Here is a 19,774-nt window from a genome sequence, read left to right on the forward strand (position 1 = left end):
AATTGGCAGAAGGCGAAGACAAATCTCAACTTTATTAAGGATTAGTCTTATCAACCTATTTAAATAACTTATCCTTTTCAATGGGCCAGCATCCCAGTATTTCTAGAAGCGCGTCTGAGATATAAAGCATATTTTCAGCATAGACAATTTTTTCACCAATCGAGAAATTATCTGAATCTCCAACAGTAACAGTAAACTTAGCCATTGGATTCTTTGAAGGGACTCTAACTTTTTCAAAGTGTTTAAACCCAAAATGTATAAATTCACAACAATGTTTATACAACTTTAGCGTATTCGGAAATTTCTCATTCAATTTTTGCACAAGATAGCCATCTGTTAAGCGTTGTTTGTTAAATACAAACTTGTCTATGGGCTGTCCCTCCAATATATGCTCTATCAGTTTATCAGGTTCATCCACTATATAAATCGCATGATACCTTATTAAATTATCCAATTGAAGCCTTATATTATTAACTGCAGCTAACATATTGTTATTTTCGACCAATAATTTAAAGGCCCTGTTTAAGGATATAGCCCTATTAATAATTGATAATGCAATAAAATCCAAGGTAAATTGCAAAGCATTCCCTGATTTCATCACTAACTCGGCACACGCTAAAAAGGATTTTTCTTTTGCCGACAAATTTTCAAGTAAATGGTTTAGTTTGTCTTCTTTAATACTCATATAAGCTTAGATTGTTAGTTCAATATTTATTTGCATTTTTTTTCTGGTTAGTTAGTTTTAACAAAAATAGTAAATTTGATCCAAATTAACACTTATGAATAAATCGGACAAACCATCTTATGGTGATATCGCGCATGCTATCGCAAAAGGGATACTCGGCAGTCTGCCGGGTGGCAGTTTCGCCGCCGAATTTTTTAATCTGATTATCAGTCCTCCATTGGAGAAAAGGAAAGCAGAACTCATAAACGATATGAATGGAAGATTGACAGAACTACAAGAAAAAGGATCTATTAATTTCGAACATTTATCGGAAAATCCAGATTTTATAGACGTAGTATTGAAGGTCACTTCCAAAATAATCCAAACAAGTGATGAGGAGAAGAAAAAATGCTTCCAAAACGTTATTGTAAATACGGCCTTAGGAGAAATGCCGGAAAAGTCACAGGCGGAAATCTATCTAAATATTTTAAGCGATTTCACAGTTTGGCATTTAAAGATTCTCATTTTTATTAATAATCCTAGTCGATGGATGAAAAAAAATAATAAGAACCTTCCCAATAGAAGCAATTCCTCAATTTACGATATTCTGATTTATGCCTTTCCGGAGCTGGCATCAATGGAAGATTTGATAAACTATATTTGGAAGGATCTACATAGTCTCCGATTTCAAGATAGTCCAAGTATCTATACAACAATGACTATAGAAGGTGTAACTGAAAACCGAACAACTAATTTTGCAAAAGATTTTCTTCGATTCATAACAGACAATGGCGATATTTAAGTCGAATTAGAGCATTTAACACTAAAGCAATAATTGAATATTATCATGTATTTAGTGTTTTTATTCTGATATTCTTTTAAAATCGTACATTTGTGACAAAATTTAATTATGGAAAAGTTTCTAACTAAACACGTCATCGGTTCAGACGTTGATTTCAGAAATTGTGAAGACCAAATCAGTTCCGAATATACTGGTGACAGAAGCATGGATAACGCCATTAATGATTTAATTTGGCATGTTGAAAAGGTTGGATTCAAAAATATTTCGGAAGGAAATATTTTTACTTTTAAAGGATATCAAATTACTATCGGCCAAAAGAAAACACTCAACCTTGGAGGTTGGACTTTTTCATGCACTGGCGCAAAACATATTGGTTGTCACGAGGCAATTAATTATACTATTGAAAAGATATAGGTATTTATCCGTAGGAACGGACGTCTTAAAAGACTATAAGTGTAAAATATAGTCTTTTTTAATTACCCATTTAAAAAGATTGGAAGGTATTGTCTGCCGGGATGCCGTAGTGTTCATAGCCCAGGATGGAATTGACGATCACCATATTTCGGTAGGTGCCGAGGCCGAGGTCGGCCGAATTGAAGCCGTGTGTGTGTAGCTCGGCGTTTTGAATAAAGATGGAGTCTCCGGTCTTGTCGATGGCGTAATTGCGGTTAATAGCCAGGCGGCCTTTAGCGTCGAAACTAATTCGGTCTTTTATGCCTTCCAGAAACGCGGGCGGCTGGTTTTCATAGCCGGTGGCAAGGATGGTGGCGGAACTCAGGTGCTTATTCATTTCCATTGTTTCCGTGTGGCAGAGTTTCAGGAACATTTTGCCGGAGATTTCCAGGGGTCGGATATCCAGCAGTTCCCGGTGTGGCAGGATACGGATATCGGATTTCAGGTTGGGACGCGATAGCGAAATTAAGTAAAGCCTTTCATAGATCATCTGGATCAGTGACCGGTTGATGCCTTTATAGAGATTGTCTTGTCCAGCCAGGACTTTTCCTTTCATCTCGCTACTGAGCGAAAAGAAATGGCTCGTATATTCCGGTGAAGTCATTTCGCAGGAGAATTTGCTGTAATCCATGGGCAAAATGCCCGACCTGGTGATCCAGGTTAGTTGACCCAGCCTGTCTGGATATAGTTGCAGGAGGTCATAGAAGATTTCGGCGGCACTCTGGCCGGAGCCGATGATCGTTATATCTCCCCTTTCAATAAAGTCCTTTTTATGATAGAGATAGCCCGAGGCGTGAGTAAGGTAAGGCAGATACATTTTGTCCTGAATACCTTCCGGAATAAACGGGCGGGAGCCGATACCGATTACTATCTTTTTGGCATAAAAGTAAGCCCTACTTGTAAAATTTCCCTGCCAGGCAGTAATCCGGTAGGCTTGTCGTTCCTTGTCATATTCTACGTTTTCAACCTTGTAACCGAACTTAAGCGTTTTTAAGTATTTAGCCACCCAGGCGCAATAATCATGGTACTCGCTTCTAAGCGGAAAGTATTTCTCCAGAATAGTGAACCGAAGGAGCCGTTTTCGGGCTTTTAGAAAAGCGAGGTAGGAATATTTACTGCAGGGATCGGCCAGGGTGACGAGATCCGCGTGAAAGGGTACCTGCATGCGGGCCCAGGGAAGCAGCAGGCCGGGATGCCAGTTAAAGGAGGGATTTTCATCCAGAAAGAGACAGTTGAGCGTGGAAATATTTTCTGTAAGCGCTGCCAGGCCAAGATTAAAGGGACCAATACCGATACCGATGAGATCGTAGATAATAGGTGTAGTCATAGGTTAGTGTAAGAATTTAATTAAGAGTTTTTAAGAAGTAAGTAAATGCAGGAGATGATAATAGCGGCGGCACCGAAGCCCATGGCCACCAGTATAGACCCTGTAACACCGAGGCTGCGAAAGCCGATCAGGGGCAGTGACCAGCAGATCAATGGCCACTGAACTAAGTAAATCAGTGTAATCCTGCGGCTTAGAAAAGAGAGAAACTTGGTCAGAATCCGGTGTGGGTGACGGGTTGCAATCAAGTGCCAGAGATACAGCCAGATCAGCACAAGCCCGAGGTGATAAAAGGTGCCATCGGGGTAGGTCCGGTAAAAAGAGACCTCAGCGCAATGAAGGTAATGAAAAGGCATCCAGTCGCTGCAGGAAAAAAGGAGCAGTATCAGGCCCAGTATCGCTGCATAGCCGAAAATCATCTCACTACCCTTTTTAATATAATGCCCGATCACAAGACCTGCCAAAGGGTAGACCAGCCAGGGAAACAGCGGAAAGAAGATCCGGGGCGGCTGGCCGCCCAACAGTTGCAACAGATAATCCAGGATACCATTTCCATTATGCAAATCATAACAAAGGGGCGACAGCAAACAAATCAGAAGCGCCAGCAGTGCGGCTACCTGCGGATAACGGCGCAGTCTCGTGACCCAATAAATAAGCCCATAGGCCAGTGCCGCGAAGTGCAGGATATCGCCACTGAAGAGCATCTCAAAATAACCCGGGACGCCGCGCTCAACTTGCAGCTCTACATAGACACCAGCTGGCAGGATGTTAAGCATGGCAGGCAAAACGAATTTTAGAAAATTCAGTGTGTAACCCGCCAGCAGGAGCACTCCTACTCTTTTTAGAACGTCCTTGGGGTTTTTCTCACGACCCAGCACAAAGGAGATACCCATCAGCAGCATGAAGAGCTGCGCGCCGGGGCCTTCGGCGATAAAGCGCAGGAACTGAACTAGCCAGGTATTATAAACGGTCGGCGAAGCAAAAAGCAAAACGGCATGGATCGGTGCAATAAACAGCACCGTGAAACCTCTTGTGAGGTCCAGAGATTGAATACGCATGATTAAAGATTTTTAAAGTGGTGTCTGTGGTGCGCGGGCAAGAAACTCCGTTTTGGTGATCCTATAGAGGCTGGCCATTTTATCCGACAGGTTGATCCTTTTTTGAAAGCTGAAACCGGAACGCAGGGCCAATCGGTTCGCCAGCGTATTGAGTTCATCCGGTTCGGCGTAGAGGTCGCCGGCGTAAGGATAGGCGAAGTAGGCATCCATAAAAGCGCGCAGCATCATAGTCGATAGCCCCTTAAAGGTCTGTTTTGGTGGTGCCATCAGAAAATGCAGGCCGCAGTCGGCAGAAGTCGCATTAGGGATATACCGGTCCAGTTCGCTGGTCTTCCCCTTTACCTGATAGACATCGATCTCGCAGACAGGCTTGCCGTTATAGCAACCTATCAGGATATAGGCGTTGGGATCTTGCATGGTTTCCGTCAATTGCTCCCGCAAGGTGTAGGGAGATTTTCCTTTCATTTGCCAGAAACGGGCGGAATAAGGCTGGTTGACCCAGTGGAAGATCTGGAAGACATCTTTTGCAGTAAAGCTTCGAAAGATGATTTCAGCCGGTTCCCCTCTCCCTTCGTGAGTGAAAGTTTTTTGATAGATCGGCCTTTCCGATCCATAGGTTTTTAAAAACAAGATGGGCAGTGCTTGCATGGATGCAGGATTAGGTTAAGGTATAGTTATTACGATTATAATGCCTGCAAGCTAGGCAGCAGGGAGGCTGACCATCAACCCTGAAATGATCAAAAATGAGCTTATAAAGACTTGTTTAATAGGAAATTAAGTGGTATGGAGAGGGGGAAGAAAAGAGATTCATCCCACACAAGAAACGCTCGGATGGTTCAAATTTACCCATGCCGTGGGTAAAATTTAGCCACGAAAATGATTAAAAACTCCTGAAGACTTATGACCACACAATACTGTTAGTTTAAAATATTTCATGCTACGGTATCGTGAATACCTTTAGGTGCGGTAATTTAAACTAACAAGATTCTGGGAGAGTCCAGCATGGATTTAGATGAACTATTTATTTTTGGGTCTTCTAACCAGGCCGTCGAAAGCGCTGGCGTCGTCTGTCCGTTGGTATTCTCTGATCCGGTTTTCGAAATAACTGAATTACCCCTGTTTACTTTTCAAAAAGTTGATGAACGCGCTGCAAGTGACTAACATAAATTTTGCCTCATGAAAATCAACTTTTCTATCCCCCTCCATCAAAGCATGCCTAATCCCTGCATCATCGCTGGAATAACCGTACAATGAAGAAAATGCATTCTTCATTGCGGCATGTATTTTTCCCTCCTTTCCCAACTGCGTCAATGTCGCCCCTAATGTTGCTTTCTCATCCTTCGTAAATATTTTGCACATGGATTCTACCCCAGATATGGACTCTTTAATTGAGTTTCTATAATCCGGGTTTTTCTTATTGGTTAAATGCATTAACGCGGCATTTAAGTGAGTAGAAACAGACTGATAAATATCTTTCGAAGTTACCACATCTTCAATGGCCGAGATCTCAGTTTCTGAAGTAATGGGGGTAATTATCCTATTCACAAATCGATAAGCGCTTTTCTCTCTTTGGAGAACTTGGTTCACATCCTTAACAAAGTTAGGGGTAGCAAATCTTGCTGAAAATTCAATTAAATCATATGGGTCATACCAATTTTTACCTTTAAAGAAGAAGGTTCTGAGAAATGTTTTCAATTCGTCTTTGAAAACATGTTGTCCTTCACTAATAAAGGCAGTGTCAATGGGATGCTTGAAAAGATCAAGCCATAGTGCACGGTGGTAATTGTAAAGATTATCATTTAAGCCGTACTCAGACAAGTTATTAAAAAATGATTCTAAAAACACCGACCATAACGAATTTTTCAAATCAAGGTCAATTTCTTCATATTGTAATTTTTCTCTAACTGTTTTATATCCTAATCGTTCAGAAAATTTCATAATGAATTTCGGTTGAATTCAAATATACGGAACTTCCTTAAGTTGCAAGGACATTTTAATCCCCCGCTTTTACTATCAGACAGTTTGATTGGAAACGGAATAAAAATGAGATTTAGGATAAAATTCTATTTGGGTCTTCTAACCAGGCCGTCGAAAGCACTGGGATCGTTTGTCTGTTAGTATTCTCTGATTCTGTTGGCGGAAGGAACATTCAGCAGATTGAACTTTTCCCGAATTTCAAAAGCCTGGAGCGAACGTCTCAGCCTTCTATCTTGAATAATATTTTCTGCGCTCAGGCGCATGGACTCCTTCTGAAGGATTTTCGCTTGTTGCCGTTCTCTGACTTTTCTCTTTTTCTCTTCTTCCTGTTTTATGACATCGGGAGGTTGTGTAAGCTTCCCAAAAATAGAACCTTTAGAGATTAGATTTCTTCCCTCTCCTGGGGAAATTGATTGGGGGCGAGTGTAGCGGAGGCGTAGCCGGAGCGGAACGAGCCCCCAATCAATTTTTGGCCGCTTTCTTCCCGGTACCTCACCGGTGGAAGACCTCCTAATGAGTCGTGTGGCCGATCGTGGTTATAGTCTTTTACAAACTCATCTGTGATATCTCTTACATCATCCAACGATTCAAAGATATAAGCATCCAGTACATTTTCTCTGTAAGTCCTATTAAATCGCTCTATATAGCCATTCTGCATGGGTTTGCCAGGTTGGATGTACTGAAAAGTTATATCGTTTACTGCGCTCCAATGAGTCATTAACCCTGCTATTAATTCCGGGCCATTATCCATACGAATATTCTGTGGTTTACCGTAGCGGTTGATTAGGTGGTTTAACACCCACACTACACGGCTACTTTTTAAGCTGTAATCAACTTCTATGTACAATACTTCACGGTTATAGTCATCAATAACATTAAAACTTCTAAATTTAAGTCCATTGCTCAGAACGTCATTGGTGAAATCTATACTCCAGCTCTGTGTAAAGGTCTCCGGAACAACTAATGGCTGCTTCTCTCTATTGGGCAGGCGGCGCTTACATTTGCGACGAAGAGACAGGCCAGCTTCCCGGTAAATGCGAAAGAGTCGTTTATGATTTACTATGACACCCTGGTTGCGGATGCGGCCATAAGCCTTCCAGAAACCCTCACGAGGATGATCTTCAGCATGCTTACGAAGTAAATCCACGTAAGTGCTGTCATCTTTGATTGATTTATAGTGCAATACGCTTCGACTTAAACCGAGAACCCGACAAGCCTTGCTCACTGATTTTGGCAGTTCCTTACGTATTTCTTCTACCAAAGCCCTTTTGTGGCAAGGCTTTACAACTTTTTTTCGATTATGTATTTAGCGACATCAAGCTCCATTGCCAGATTGGCATACATACGTTTTAAGCGGGTATTTTCCTCCTCCAACTCCTTCACCCGTTTCATCTCACTAGCTTCCATGCCACCGTACTTTTTACGCCAATTATAGAGTGTGGCTTTGCTTACGCCACGTTCTCGACTTATTTCCTCGGCACTTTTGCCGCCATCAAGCTCCTTTAAAATACTAGCGATCTGAGTCGCGCTAAATTGATTCTTCTTCATATTTGAACGGTTTAAAATTAAACAATTTTGTCTAATTCTAACTCGTTCTATTTAAAGGGGAGCTTACAGTTGGACCAATTCTACCTTCAGAAATTCCATTAACCGGTCAACCTTATCATTTAAAAGATTAATTTTCATTTCCAGTCTTGTCAAATCAACATAGGATTTTTCTGATTTGTCTTTCTTCATTTCAGGTATTACTTTTCTTTTATTCATAAATTACGCGCAAGTATTCTAAAATCAAATTTTCAGATCAGCTATCTGAATTTGATGAATATTGTTTTCATGAATGCCTAACTCCTTCAAAGTTTTTAAATGCATCTCTTTTTCAAGTGCGCCATAATAAGAGATATGCCAGACAACTTCTTCAGAAACACTATTTTTTATTTCCTCAAAATATCTTAAATCAACATCGGAAATAGAATGCCCCAATACTCTTATTTCTTTTACTTCAGCTATGCTCTTAAAAAAAGCCGCATTGTTTCTAATGATTTCAGCGGTGTTTTTAAACGCTGTAGTGTAATAAGATAGAATCTCTTGTCTCGCAGTACTTGAGGAGTACTCAAAATCCTCTCCCATATGTTCTTGCCATTCATCTAATGCATCACCGTTCAACCCAGGAGGCGGCTCTTTCTTTTTCTCAATAAATTCAGACGGATCGGTGCCGTGGCCCAAAATAAGGTGACAATGATCAGCGGTTGACTTGTTATGAATATAGGTTATCAATTCCTCCGGCACACCATATATATTTTGCAAAGTTTCCGTATAATTAAAATTCAGAAAATGGCTGTCTGGCTCCAAACTGATTTTCGCATCATTGGGAACCCTATCGTAATCAACCTTCAGAATAAAGCTATTAAAATCTTTAATAAGTTGGGTAGTCAATTTTTCTATAATTAGCTGCATTTCTATTTGATAGGTATGCCAATCACTATCTCGAAAATCATCAGAACCTGGGCGGGCAACTAAATCAGAATTATCGTTCAACACACCCTCATAATCTAAATCAGCTAATGCTTGCTCAAACCTAGACCATAAAGCATATTCTTTATCCGTCAAATTAGGAGCAGTCATATCAGAAAGTGGGTAATATTCGATTAATAGGTCATAAACTTCTCCATTATTTTCTGCCAAATATTTTGCAAAACTCTGGTATCTGGTATCTAAATTATGGTAGATATCAAATCCATTTCCTATAACATATAAAGTCTTCATTAATGCAATTAATTATTTCGGATGTTTAAATATTGCTTATTGCAGTTTTGCTTTAACAGTTATCAAAATTAACAATTTTAAGATTCCTATATTCAAAAAATGTTGCTTAGGATAAGTTTTTTCCAGAAATGGAAATAGTAAGCGTTTTTAAGCGCTTAAATTCGTTTAAATGTGGCAATAGCCGTGGGATTGCCGGGGAAAAGCAGTAACTTTATAAGACGGGGAAAGTATAGAGAAGTATAAAATCTGAAGATATTCATAATCAGTATCTAGTAAACGGCTTAATTTTTATTTGGATATATTAGAAAAAATCCGCTTACATTTATGCGGCAATTTGTACAGTAATTACTAACTAACAATAACGAGCGCGGCGATCTCCATGTCAAGTTACGATACATACGATGATGCAGCACTGCTATTGCAGTTGAAGCAAGGCGGTGGTCATAGTGATCAGTCAGCCTTCAGGGAGATCTATGACCGGTATATGGAGAAACTGTATCGTTCTGCCTGCAGAAAACTCGTCAGTCCTGAGCAGGCGGAAGAGATCGTGCACGATGTACTACTGGATCTCTGGAGAAGAAGAGCGGAACTGGATATTGAACACCTGCCCGCCTATCTGGAAAAAGCTGTCCGCTTTAAGGTCATCAATTATGTCAATCGGGAGAAACTGCCCCGGTTTATGGAAGTATTCGAGTCGCTGTTATTTTCTCCCTATACCGCGGACAGCTCCTTTAAGGACGAAGCGTTTAATCAACTACTGGAAAGCTGGGTAGAGACGCTGCCGGAAAAGCAGCGGGCAATATTTGTTCGCCATTATGTAGACGGGCTCAGTACCCGGGAGATTGCCATTGAAACCGGTCTTGCCCATAAGACCGTACAGAATAACCTTAGCCTGTCGGTGCAGTACCTGCGTACCCGGTTCGGTCATCTGCTGATGACCATTGCTATACTGGAGGCATTTTCTCAATTTATTGATTAGCAGCAATTTTAACTACACCTCCCTCCTTTTTTTCAAAAAAGTTCAAAAAAATCCTCACTTTTTCGGGAAGATCCTTTTCGTTTTGTGACTATATAGGAAAGGGTCATTCTATGCAACTGTCAAATAAGGAAAAGAAAAGGTTTCAACAAATCTTCAAAAGGTACGAATCCGGCGTCTCTACGCCGGAAGAAATCCGGTTTGTGGAGCACTATTTTGACAGCCTGGACCTGGTAAATAAAAACGCGGACCCCTTTGCTGATATGACTCCGGATGCCAGCACTCAGCTAAAAGAAGACCTGCGGTCAAAACTGTGGGCATCCATATCTGAAAGCTCAGAACCTGACGATCAGGCCGGGGAAAAGATCCGGCCCTTGTATGCAAGATTCAAGCGTTTCGCAGCCGCTGCACTCATACTCACCGCCCTTGGGACCGGTTTATATTTTATTTTAAACAAGACCTCTAATCCCGACAGCACTGATCAAGTGGCTCGAAATACAGCCTCCTCTGCCTCTATACAGCCCGGGCATAGCGGGGCGGTTCTGACGCTGGCAGACGGAAGTACGATTGTGCTGGACAGTGCCAGCAATCAGCAGGTGGCCCTGCAGGGCGGTACCGCTATTTTAAACAGCAACGGTGAATTGCAGTATAAAAAAGGCAGCGCCGAAACGGCGCAAAAAGCCGTCACCATGAACACGCTTACAACACCCAAGGCCAGACAATATAGCCTTGTGCTGCCGGACGGCACTAAAGTCTGGCTGAATGCTTCGTCTTCGCTTACCTTCCCGACCGCTTTTGCGGGCGAAGAAAGAAAGGTGTCGCTCAAAGGAGAAGCTTATTTTGAGGTAGTGCACGATGCCAGCAAACCTTTTAAGGTCTTGGCGGCCGGTCAGGAGATCAAAGATATCGGCACTGAATTCAACGTCTCTGCCTACGCTGATGAACCGGGCATGAAAGCGACATTGGTGGAGGGGATTATCGAAGTGGCAGGTAGAAGGCTCAGACCCGGCCAGGCAGCTATCACCACTGAAAGCGGTCAGCTGACCGTCAAGGAGGTGAACGTCGCGGAAGCCACCGCCTGGAAAAACGGCAAGTTTATTTTTGAAAAGGAAGGTATACAGAACGTTATGCGAAAACTCGCGCGGTGGTATGATATAGAAGTGCAGTATCATGGCCAGTTGCATTCGCCGGCAGTTACTTTTACCGGTTCTGTTAGCCGTTTTGATGATATCAACAGAATACTTGAGAAAATCACCTATACGTCAGGAATTCATTTTCAAATTAAAGAAAGGAGGATTATCGTGAGCCAATAAACTAACAACGACAAACGCGACTTACCGGAAAAATAAAAAAAGGCAGGAGTAATTCGACCTACCCCCGCCCCAGCGTCCGGTCTCCGCCCAATATTCTTTTGCAGGAAACATTAGTTACAAAAACCAAACAAGCGAAATTAATGAAAATTATTCATTTTGCGGGACAGTTCCGCAGAACTGTATGCCGCAGTTCAATATTGCGGATCATGAAACTAACCGTAGCCATACTGATCATCGGTCTGACCCATGTCAGCGCAGCAATCAATGCCCAGATTACTATCAAAGAAAAAAACATACCGCTACAGACAGCGCTGAAAACTATCAGCCAGCAAAGCGGTTATGACTTTATCTACTCCGACCAGGTCTTTAAGGATGCACACCCTGTGTCCTTAAACCTTAACAACGCGCCCATCGAAACAGCGCTCAGCCTCTGCTTCAAGGACCAGCCACTCACATACAAAATTGAAGACAAAACCGTCATGGTCCGCCGAAAAACTATTTCCGACACCAAAACTGTCGCCAATAACATCGCTAATGCCCCTCAAGACAACGAAGTCCGCATCCACGTCACAGACTCTACCGGTCAACCACTCCCGGGCGCCAGTATTACTGTTAAAGGCTCTAAACAAGGAGGTTCAACGGACGCCCAAGGAAATATTACACTCACTAGTTTAACTGGTGGAGAGACATTGGTAGTTGCCTATATCGGTTATGAAACGAAAGAAATTACCATCCGTGATCGAGAAAATATATCGGTTGTCTTGAAAGTCAGCACCAATCCTCTGGATGAGATGCAGATCATTGCTTATGGTACGACTTCCAAACGCTTCAGCACGGGCAATATTTCTACAGTTACTGATGATCAAATAGAAAAATCCCCGGTGACAAATGTGTTACTGGCTTTAGAAGGACGTGTGCCGGGGGTTTTTATAAGGCAGCAAACAGGCTACTCGGGCTCCCAGGTAAATGTCCAGATACAAGGGCGGAACAGTATCGGCAGCGGCAATGAACCATTTTACGTGGTGGATGGCGTTCCTTATCCGGCTTCGTCTATGAGTAGATTAAGCACTATTTTGGGCGGTTCGGATGGAAGCCCGCTGAATTATCTGAATCCTGATGATATAGAATCCATCTCCGTATTGAAAGATGCCGATGCCACTTCTATTTACGGATCACGTGCTGCTAATGGCGCTATACTGATCACCACCAAAAAAGGTGCTTCGGGTGCTATGCGCATTAATGCCAGTTTCCAGCAAGGTATCGGTATGGTGCCGCATAAAATGGAATTATTGAATACACAGCAGTATCTGAATATGCGCAACCAGGCGCTTGCCAACGACAGCATAGATCTTAATACATCTCCCTGGAATACACCTAATTGGTTCAGTTCATTCGTTGACCTGACGCATTATGATACTACCCGCTATACCGACTGGCAAAAAGTACTACTGGGCAATAAGGCGCATTATACCGATGCCGATCTGTCTTTCTCTGGGGGAAACAATAACGTCAATTACCTCATCGGAACGAATTTTCACAGGGAAACGACCGTTTTCCCCGGAACTTTTTCCGACCTGCGTGGGAGCCTTCACTTCAATGTCAGCGGTTATTCCAATAACCGCAAGTTCCACATACAGTTATCCGGTAGCTACCTGAAAGACAACAATCAATTACCGGATTTTGACTATACCCAAACGGCATTAACATTACCACCCAATGCCCCTGCTTTATACAATCCGGACGGCAGCCTGAATTTTGATTATGTGGATGGTGTAAAAGCTTTTGATAATCCGGCGACAATGGTTTATAACCATTATAGCCTTAAGACCGATAACCTAGTTGGAAACGCATTGCTTAGTTATGAATTGCTTAAAGGACTGAATATCAAGAGTACTTTTGGTTATACCGAGAACAGGACGACGGAATGGGAATATCCTACAGACAGTGTATTTGATCCCTTAACCTTGCAGAATCCTTCCTTTTCCAGGTATTCGTCTTACGGTACTACCAATATGCATACATGGGATATAGAACCGCAAATAACGTACAATACTTCTTTTCAAAAGCATCACCTCGCTGTACTGATGGGTAGTAGCTTCCAGGAATCGACTACGTTATCGCAGTCCTATTGGTTGGATGGTTTCAACAGTGACCATGCTCTTCAAAATGTTAAAGCTGCAAGCAGCATCTCTGTAAGAAACAGTACGATATCGGATTACAAGTACAACGCCATTTTCGGCAGGATAGGCTATAATTATGACAACAAATACATCCTCAATCTGAATGTCCGGAGGGACGGCAGCAGCCGCTTCGGCTCGGAAAACCGGTTCCATAATTTTGCTTCCTTTGCAGGCGCCTGGGTTTTCTCGGAAGAAAATGCCATAGAGAGCAACCTTACCTTTCTAAGTTTCGGTAAACTGCGCGCCAGCTACGGAACAACTGGGAACGACCAGATACAGGATTACAGGTATTTAAGCCTGTATAACAACTACACCGCATTGGCAGGGATTCCTTACCAGACAGGTTCTACGGGCCTGTATCCTACCAGCCTTCCCAATCCCTATCTACAGTGGGAATCTACTAAAAAATTGCAATTCGGACTGGACCTGGGATTTGCCAAAGACAGGATACTATTGAATGCGAACTATAATATCAACAGGTCTTCTAACCAGTTACTGTATTATACTTTACCTGCCATTGCCGGGTTCACAGGAATTTCGCAGAACTTTCCCGCCACCGTACAGAATACCGGCTGGGAAATTACCTTATCGACCGTTAATGTCAAAGGGAAGGACTTTCAATGGAGAACAAGTGCCAATATAACCATCCCTAAAAATAAGCTGGTGGCATTTCCCAATCTGGCAACCTCCTCTTATGCGAGCTCGCTTGTCATCGGAAAATCCATCAATATCAGGCGCTTTAACGTCTTTGCCGGCGTCGATCCGCAAACAGGTATTTATCAATTCGCGGCAGAAGACGGCGGCTTTACTTCCGATCCCGGATACCCGGGTTATGGTACCGGGAAAACAGTTTTCCTAAACCTGGATCCCCGGTATTACGGCGGTATTGAAAACACCCTGGTGTATAAGAGTTTGTCACTATCGTTCCTGTTCCAGTTTGCCAGCCAGATAGGACGTAATTATTATTATGGGATTGATAATCCGGGAGGTCTTGGAAACCAGCCCTCTTCGATATTAAATAATGTCTGGCAAAAGCCGGGCGACCAGGCTAGTGTTCAACGATATTCCAACGGTATGTATGCTATTCCTTTGGCGAATGCGACCAATGGCGCCTATTTAGACCTTGAATCAAGTAATGTGTCATTCAGCCTGATCAACTATTGGCGGTTGAAGAACCTTTCACTTTCCTGGCAGTTGCCTAAATCCTGGACAGCGAAGACCGGGTTACAAACCGCCCGTATTTACCTGCAGGGACAGAACCTGCTGACTTTTACCAACCATTATATAGGAATGGATCCGGAGTCCCAAAGCCTGAGTTTACCGCCTCTGAAGGTTATCACAGCAGGAATCAATATTTCACTTTAAAATCTGTTATCATGCTACCTTTTAATATCAAGCGTATATTTTTATACATTATCCTATCCGCATTTTTGTTGGCAGGCTGTTCCAAGTTTATTGATGTGGACACACCCTATACCAGTACGAGCGCTTCGCAGGTGTTCAGCGGGAACGCCCCTGCAGCCGCTGCGCTTACCGCCATTTATATGCAGCTAAGCACTTCGGACATAAGGCCGGCCATCAGTTTCAAGTCGTTGCTGGTCGATTGCTCCCTGTATGCAGATGAGCTTGCAACAGCCGATAACAGCGATCAGACACCAAATGCGTTTTATACCAACCAGCTGACACCGCTGATCGGCCCCAGTTCAGAATGGAATGACGCTTATAATAAGATATACGAAGTCAATGCTGCCATCGAAGGTCTGATGGCTTCCGTCGGTGTTAAAGCTTCAGTAAAGCAACAATTACTCGGCGAAGCTTATTTTGTGCGCGGTTTCTTTTATTTCTATATGACCAATATGTTCGGGGATGTGCCACTTGCGCTTTCCACCGATTATAAAGCTAATTCCACATTGAGCAGGGCGTCTTCCGAAGACGTGTATGCACAAATGTTTAAGGATTTCAATAGAGCCGACAGCCTGTTAAGTGATGATTATTTAGGGGGCGATGCGCAATCCGTCACCACGGAACGCGTTCGGCCAACAAAAGCTGCAGCAGAAACTATGCTGGCGAGGCTCTATTTATATGAAAAGAAATATGCCGATGCGGAAACATTTGCCACAAAGGTTATCAACCGGACAGGCACGTATGGACTTGTAGCGCTTGATAGTGTTTTTCTTGAAAACAGCGAAGAAACAATATGGTCTATACCGCCCATCCGCACCGGCACGCAGGCGAATACCGCAGAAGGAAGGTTGTTTGTGGTTTCCGCTACTAATAATATTTACGGCCCGGCCTATCAGATAGCGCCTCAGTTGCTCAACAGTTTTGAATCCGGGGACAATCGAAAATCGCATTGGATCGGCTATGCTTTGGCCGGATCCGGATGGTGGTATTTTCCTTTCAAGTATAAGATCGGGGCAGACAATGTACCCCGGGCGGAGTATTCTATGGTATTGCGCCTGGCAGAATTATATTTAATTCGGGCTGAAGCCAGGGCGATGCAAAATAATATTTCCGGTGCACAAGACGATATTAATGCTATCCGGCATAGAGCAGGCTTAGGTAATACCACAGCCAATACACAGGATGCATTGGTTACCGCTATTTTGCACGAACGCTATGTGGAACTGTTTACCGAATGGGGGCAACGTTTCTTTGACCTCAAACGGTTGGGTAAGCTGGATGCTATATTAGGTGCGGAAAAGCCCGGATACTGGAATACGGACGACCAATATTTTCCTATACCGCAAACGGAAAGAGAAGCAAATCCGAACCTTACGCAAAATCCCGGATATAATTAAGATTACAAGGCTCCCGGTAAATTATGGAGATTGAATGCAGGATTGGTAAGCGCTCTTTTTATGCAGTCGTTTACCAATCTTCGGGAGCTTTCTTTTGTATGGTTTACACGCCGGCTACTTATTTACTATCATTTATAAATATTATTCAAATGGAATCTATTGTTAAGACCATAGGGTTGTCACATAAATATACATCAGCCTGGGCCATCAAGGACATCAATATAGATATTAACTCGAAAGGTATATACGGTTTACTGGGCTCTAACGGTGCCGGTAAATCTACCACTATGAATATCATTTGCGGTGTGCTCAATCAAACGAAAGGAGATGTTTTTATTAATGGCATTGACCTGCGTGAACATCCGATAGAGGCCAAACGAAATATCGGCTTCCTGCCACAGGTGGCCCCTATTTATTTGGACCTGACAATTAAGGAGTATCTGATTTATGCGGCCCACTTACGCCTGATGGAGGATGATCAAATTGCCGCTTCTATTGATGAAGTGATGAAAAAATGTGGTATCGAGCATATGCAGAACCGCTTACTGAAGAACTTGTCAGGCGGTTACCGACAAAGAGTGGGCATTGCCCAGTCTATTATACACAAACCGAGACTGGTGATTCTTGATGAACCTACGAATGGATTGGATCCTTTGCAGATCGGCGAGGTGCGCAACTTAATTAAGGAAATTGCCGTGGAACATACCGTGATCCTGTCCTCCCATATACTAAGCGAAATACAGCAACTCTGCCAGCAGATCATTATGATAGAACAGGGGCAGCTTGTTTTTTCCGATACGATGGATGCATTTAATAACTATATCGCTCCTCAAAGTATGATTGTAAGTTTTGAGAATCCTCCCGCTTCCAGTACGCTGGAAGCTTTCAAAGGTATTAACAGGATAGAGAAGATGACCGCCAAATCGTTCCGGCTGTTTTATGACGGCAGCATACAGGTAAGCGAACAGATCATTATGGAAAGCGTGCAACACCAATGGCGTATGACGGAGCTGGCTGTGGAGAAAAATTCTATCGACGAGATATTTAAGCAACTCACGAAAAAGGCTTCTAAAAATTAATCATTTAACAATCGCTCTCAATAAAGGAATACGTCTGATGAAAAGAATATACTACATAGCGCGCAACGAACTGTACAGTTTATATTGTTCTCCCATAGCCTGGGCGATGATGATTCTGTTTTTTTTTATGACCAGCACAGGATATCTCAATTTTATGTCAGGAGGGTTGGGCCATTTTGAAAGAGGCGGGGAGGAATTATTTTCTGCCAGGAACCAGACGGATGTTATCCTGGCAAACCTAAGAGGAGCCCCGGGCTATTTTCTGAATATCATTTCGAATATGTATTTGTTTTTGCCGCTCATAACGATGGGGCTCATCAGCAAGGAGACCAGCAGCGGCACCATCAAATTACTCTATTCTTCTCCCATTACCATCCGGGAATTGGTTATGGGAAAATTTATGGCAATGGTTTGTTTTGTGCTGACACTGCTGTTTTTATTGTTATTAACTGTCTTTCCTTTATGCCATAGCCTGACCCATCCGGATTACAGTCATATAGTTGCGGCCTTCGGAGGTTTGTTGCTTGTGCTGTGCACGTATTGCGCCATCGGGCTTTTTATTTCTTCGCTTACCTCTTATCAGATCGTGGCCGGCATCATTACTTTTGGCCTGTTCGCTTTTTTGGGAAGGGCAGATAGAATATGGCAGAATATTGATGTAATCAGAAATATCAGCTATTATTTGTACTTGCAGGGAAAGGCGCAGGATCTGATAACCGGTTTATTCAATACCAGGGATATAGCCTACTTCCTGATATTGACATTGGTATTTTTGTCCTTCACCGTTATCCGGCTGAAGTCGGCTATGGAATCTATTTCAAGACTGCGCAAATTCATTCGATATGCGATAGTAGTAGTAGCAGCATTTTTTTTAGGTTATATCACCAGCCGTCCAAAATTCAATCTTTACCGGGATTTTACCCGTGACCAGATACATTCTATCACGAAACCGACGCAACAAATGCTGGCAAAGCTGAATGACGGCCCGCTGGATATAACAGTCTTTGTCAATTTGCTACACTATACTTATTCCGATTTCGCACCTTCCCGTCATAATTTTGTCTATTCTTTTCTGTTTGAGCCATACGTCAGGTTTAAGCCGGATATCCGGATAAAATATGTTTATTATTATGATGCGGAGCCGTCTAGTTTTCTATTTCTGATTCATCCGGGTAAGACATTGCAGGAAATTGCCGAGGAAGAAGCGAAGAGTTGGAATATAAGCCTGAAAAAATTTCTGGGGCCATCTGAGATTCGCAAACTGGTAGATGTAAAAAAAGAAGATTACCGAAGTTTCTTCCAGTTGAAGTATAAAGGGAAAACCTCCGTTTTCAGGATGTTTGACGATATGATTCACTGGCCAAGGGAGGACGAGATCGCTGCTGCCCTGAACCGCCTGATAGCAAAGCCGCCTAAGATCGATTTCCTGTGCGATGAAATTGAGCGAAATCCATTCTTTGAAAAAAAACGGGATTACTCGGGCATTACCAGCAGTATCGGCAACCGTTTCTCGCTTGCCAACCAGGGTTACGACTTTGATACAATTTCCCTTAAGAAACAGGATATTCCCGCTAATATAGCTGCACTGGTTATAGCCGACCCCAGGACGCCTATCGCTAAGGAAAGCCTGGATAAGATCTTTCGTTATATACATAATGGCGGCAATCTATGGATCGCTTCGGAATCCGATCGAAAGGATATCATCAAGCCAATCCTTGATACCCTCGGCATTTCTTTACGGAATGGCTTGCTGATCCAACCCAGCGAATATTATTCCGGGGATGTTGTTTACAGTTATATAACGAAAGACGGCATACATACGGCGCCGCAGTTTGTTGAAGAACTTAAAAATGAAAAATTGTATTATGGAGACAGCATTTTCCGGGTTGCACTCGGAGGAGCCAGTGCTATGGATTATAAAGAGAAAAACGGATTCCATATAAGGCCTTTGTTAACAACAGACAGCCTGCTTGCCTGGAACAGGGTAGCGCCCATCAGTAATGATTCCCTACAATTAAAAGTAAAACGCCTGCCTTCAGATGAGAAAGGGACTTTTGTAACCCAGGTACTCCTGAAGCGCCCCGTAAATCATAAAGAACAGCGGATTATCGTCTCCTCTGATGCGGATTTTATGACGCCTTCGTTGTCAAGATACGACCATCTTCCCAGGCGGTATAATTATGATTTCGGCTTTTACAGTATGAGTATATTCTCTTACGGGCAGTTTCCTGCCAATACCATACGGCCGCAAACCGATAATTCTTATGATATAAAGATGGCAGACGTGTGGAAACAACGTGTATTGCTGTATTATATTATCCCCTCGATATTGCTTCTCATAGGGTCGGTAATACTTATCAGAAGGAAGCGTAAGTAAATTGTTA

At 42.8% G+C, this 19,774-nt stretch carries 15 protein-coding genes and 1 pseudogene; 8 read left to right on the forward strand and 8 right to left on the reverse strand.

Annotated features, from left to right (window positions below; genetic code table 11):
* Positions 1-55: 55 nt before the first annotated feature.
* Entirely contained in the window at positions 56-685 is a 630-nt protein-coding gene (locus K9M52_RS01420) for a hypothetical protein (protein ID WP_224070288.1), read from the reverse strand.
* A 94-nt stretch (positions 686-779) separates the two neighbouring features.
* Between K9M52_RS01420 and K9M52_RS01425 the strand changes: the two genes are divergently transcribed.
* Together K9M52_RS01425 and K9M52_RS01430 are read left to right on the forward strand one after the other, a co-directional pair.
* Positions 780-1,466: a hypothetical protein gene (locus K9M52_RS01425; protein WP_224070289.1), complete on the forward strand. Its 687-nt coding sequence runs from the start codon at positions 780-782 to the stop codon at positions 1,464-1,466.
* Positions 1,467-1,574: 108 nt separating this feature from the next.
* Positions 1,575-1,880 (forward strand): hypothetical protein, encoded by a 306-nt coding sequence (locus tag K9M52_RS01430; RefSeq protein WP_224070290.1) that lies wholly within the window; start codon positions 1,575-1,577, stop codon positions 1,878-1,880.
* 70 nt (positions 1,881-1,950) lie between these two features.
* Here the strand turns inward: K9M52_RS01430 and K9M52_RS01435 are convergent, their stop codons facing one another.
* The 7 genes and pseudogenes from K9M52_RS01435 to K9M52_RS01460 form a co-directional block, all read right to left on the reverse strand.
* Complete coding sequence (locus tag K9M52_RS01435; protein WP_224070291.1) at positions 1,951-3,246, reverse strand: lysine N(6)-hydroxylase/L-ornithine N(5)-oxygenase family protein; 1,296 nt, start codon at positions 3,244-3,246, stop codon at positions 1,951-1,953.
* A 20-nt stretch (positions 3,247-3,266) separates the two neighbouring features.
* Positions 3,267-4,301 carry a heparan-alpha-glucosaminide N-acetyltransferase domain-containing protein gene (locus tag K9M52_RS01440; RefSeq protein ID WP_224070292.1) on the reverse strand — a complete coding sequence of 345 codons (1,035 nt, stop codon included), beginning with the start codon at positions 4,299-4,301 and terminating at the stop codon, positions 3,267-3,269.
* A 12-nt stretch (positions 4,302-4,313) separates the two neighbouring features.
* On the reverse strand, positions 4,314-4,949 hold the full coding sequence (locus K9M52_RS01445; RefSeq protein WP_224070293.1) for a GNAT family N-acetyltransferase: 636 nt from the start codon (positions 4,947-4,949) through the stop codon (positions 4,314-4,316).
* A 462-nt stretch (positions 4,950-5,411) separates the two neighbouring features.
* On the reverse strand, positions 5,412-6,239 hold the full coding sequence (locus K9M52_RS01450) for an AbiJ-NTD4 domain-containing protein (protein ID WP_224070294.1): 828 nt from the start codon (positions 6,237-6,239) through the stop codon (positions 5,412-5,414).
* Positions 6,240-6,765: 526 nt separating this feature from the next.
* Positions 6,766-7,826 (reverse strand): annotated as a pseudogene (locus K9M52_RS01455) (IS3 family transposase); the annotation flags it as partial.
* 63 nt (positions 7,827-7,889) lie between these two features.
* Positions 7,890-8,015, reverse strand: a complete 126-nt coding sequence (locus K9M52_RS19005) for a hypothetical protein (RefSeq protein ID WP_262902420.1) — start codon at positions 8,013-8,015, stop codon at positions 7,890-7,892.
* 51 nt (positions 8,016-8,066) lie between these two features.
* Positions 8,067-9,041: a bacteriophage abortive infection AbiH family protein gene (locus K9M52_RS01460; RefSeq protein WP_224070295.1), complete on the reverse strand. Its 975-nt coding sequence runs from the start codon at positions 9,039-9,041 to the stop codon at positions 8,067-8,069.
* A gap of 379 nt (positions 9,042-9,420) precedes the next feature.
* On the opposite strand from K9M52_RS01460, the gene K9M52_RS01465 reads away from it, so the two are divergent.
* The 6 genes from K9M52_RS01465 to K9M52_RS01490 all read left to right on the forward strand — a co-directional run bounded on the left by K9M52_RS01465 (position 9,421) and on the right by K9M52_RS01490 (position 19,767).
* A complete protein-coding gene (locus K9M52_RS01465) occupies positions 9,421-10,020 on the forward strand; it encodes an RNA polymerase sigma factor (protein WP_224070296.1) in 600 nt (199 codons plus the stop codon).
* A gap of 110 nt (positions 10,021-10,130) precedes the next feature.
* Entirely contained in the window at positions 10,131-11,330 is a 1,200-nt protein-coding gene (locus K9M52_RS01470) for a FecR family protein (protein ID WP_224070297.1), read from the forward strand.
* A 206-nt stretch (positions 11,331-11,536) separates the two neighbouring features.
* The gene (locus K9M52_RS01475; protein WP_224070298.1) at positions 11,537-14,875 is read left to right on the forward strand and encodes a SusC/RagA family TonB-linked outer membrane protein; all 3,339 of its coding nucleotides are present in this window, start codon (positions 11,537-11,539) and stop codon (positions 14,873-14,875) included.
* An 11-nt stretch (positions 14,876-14,886) separates the two neighbouring features.
* Entirely contained in the window at positions 14,887-16,311 is a 1,425-nt protein-coding gene (locus tag K9M52_RS01480; protein ID WP_224070299.1) for a RagB/SusD family nutrient uptake outer membrane protein, read from the forward strand.
* Between the two features lie 149 nt (positions 16,312-16,460).
* A complete protein-coding gene (locus K9M52_RS01485; protein ID WP_224070300.1) occupies positions 16,461-17,390 on the forward strand; it encodes an ABC transporter ATP-binding protein in 930 nt (309 codons plus the stop codon).
* 37 nt (positions 17,391-17,427) lie between these two features.
* The gene (locus K9M52_RS01490; RefSeq protein WP_224070301.1) at positions 17,428-19,767 is read left to right on the forward strand and encodes a Gldg family protein; all 2,340 of its coding nucleotides are present in this window, start codon (positions 17,428-17,430) and stop codon (positions 19,765-19,767) included.
* Positions 19,768-19,774: the final 7 nt, after the last annotated feature.

This window comes from Arachidicoccus terrestris, from assembly GCF_020042345.1.
Classification (GTDB): Bacteria; Bacteroidota; Bacteroidia; order Chitinophagales; family Chitinophagaceae; genus Arachidicoccus; species Arachidicoccus terrestris.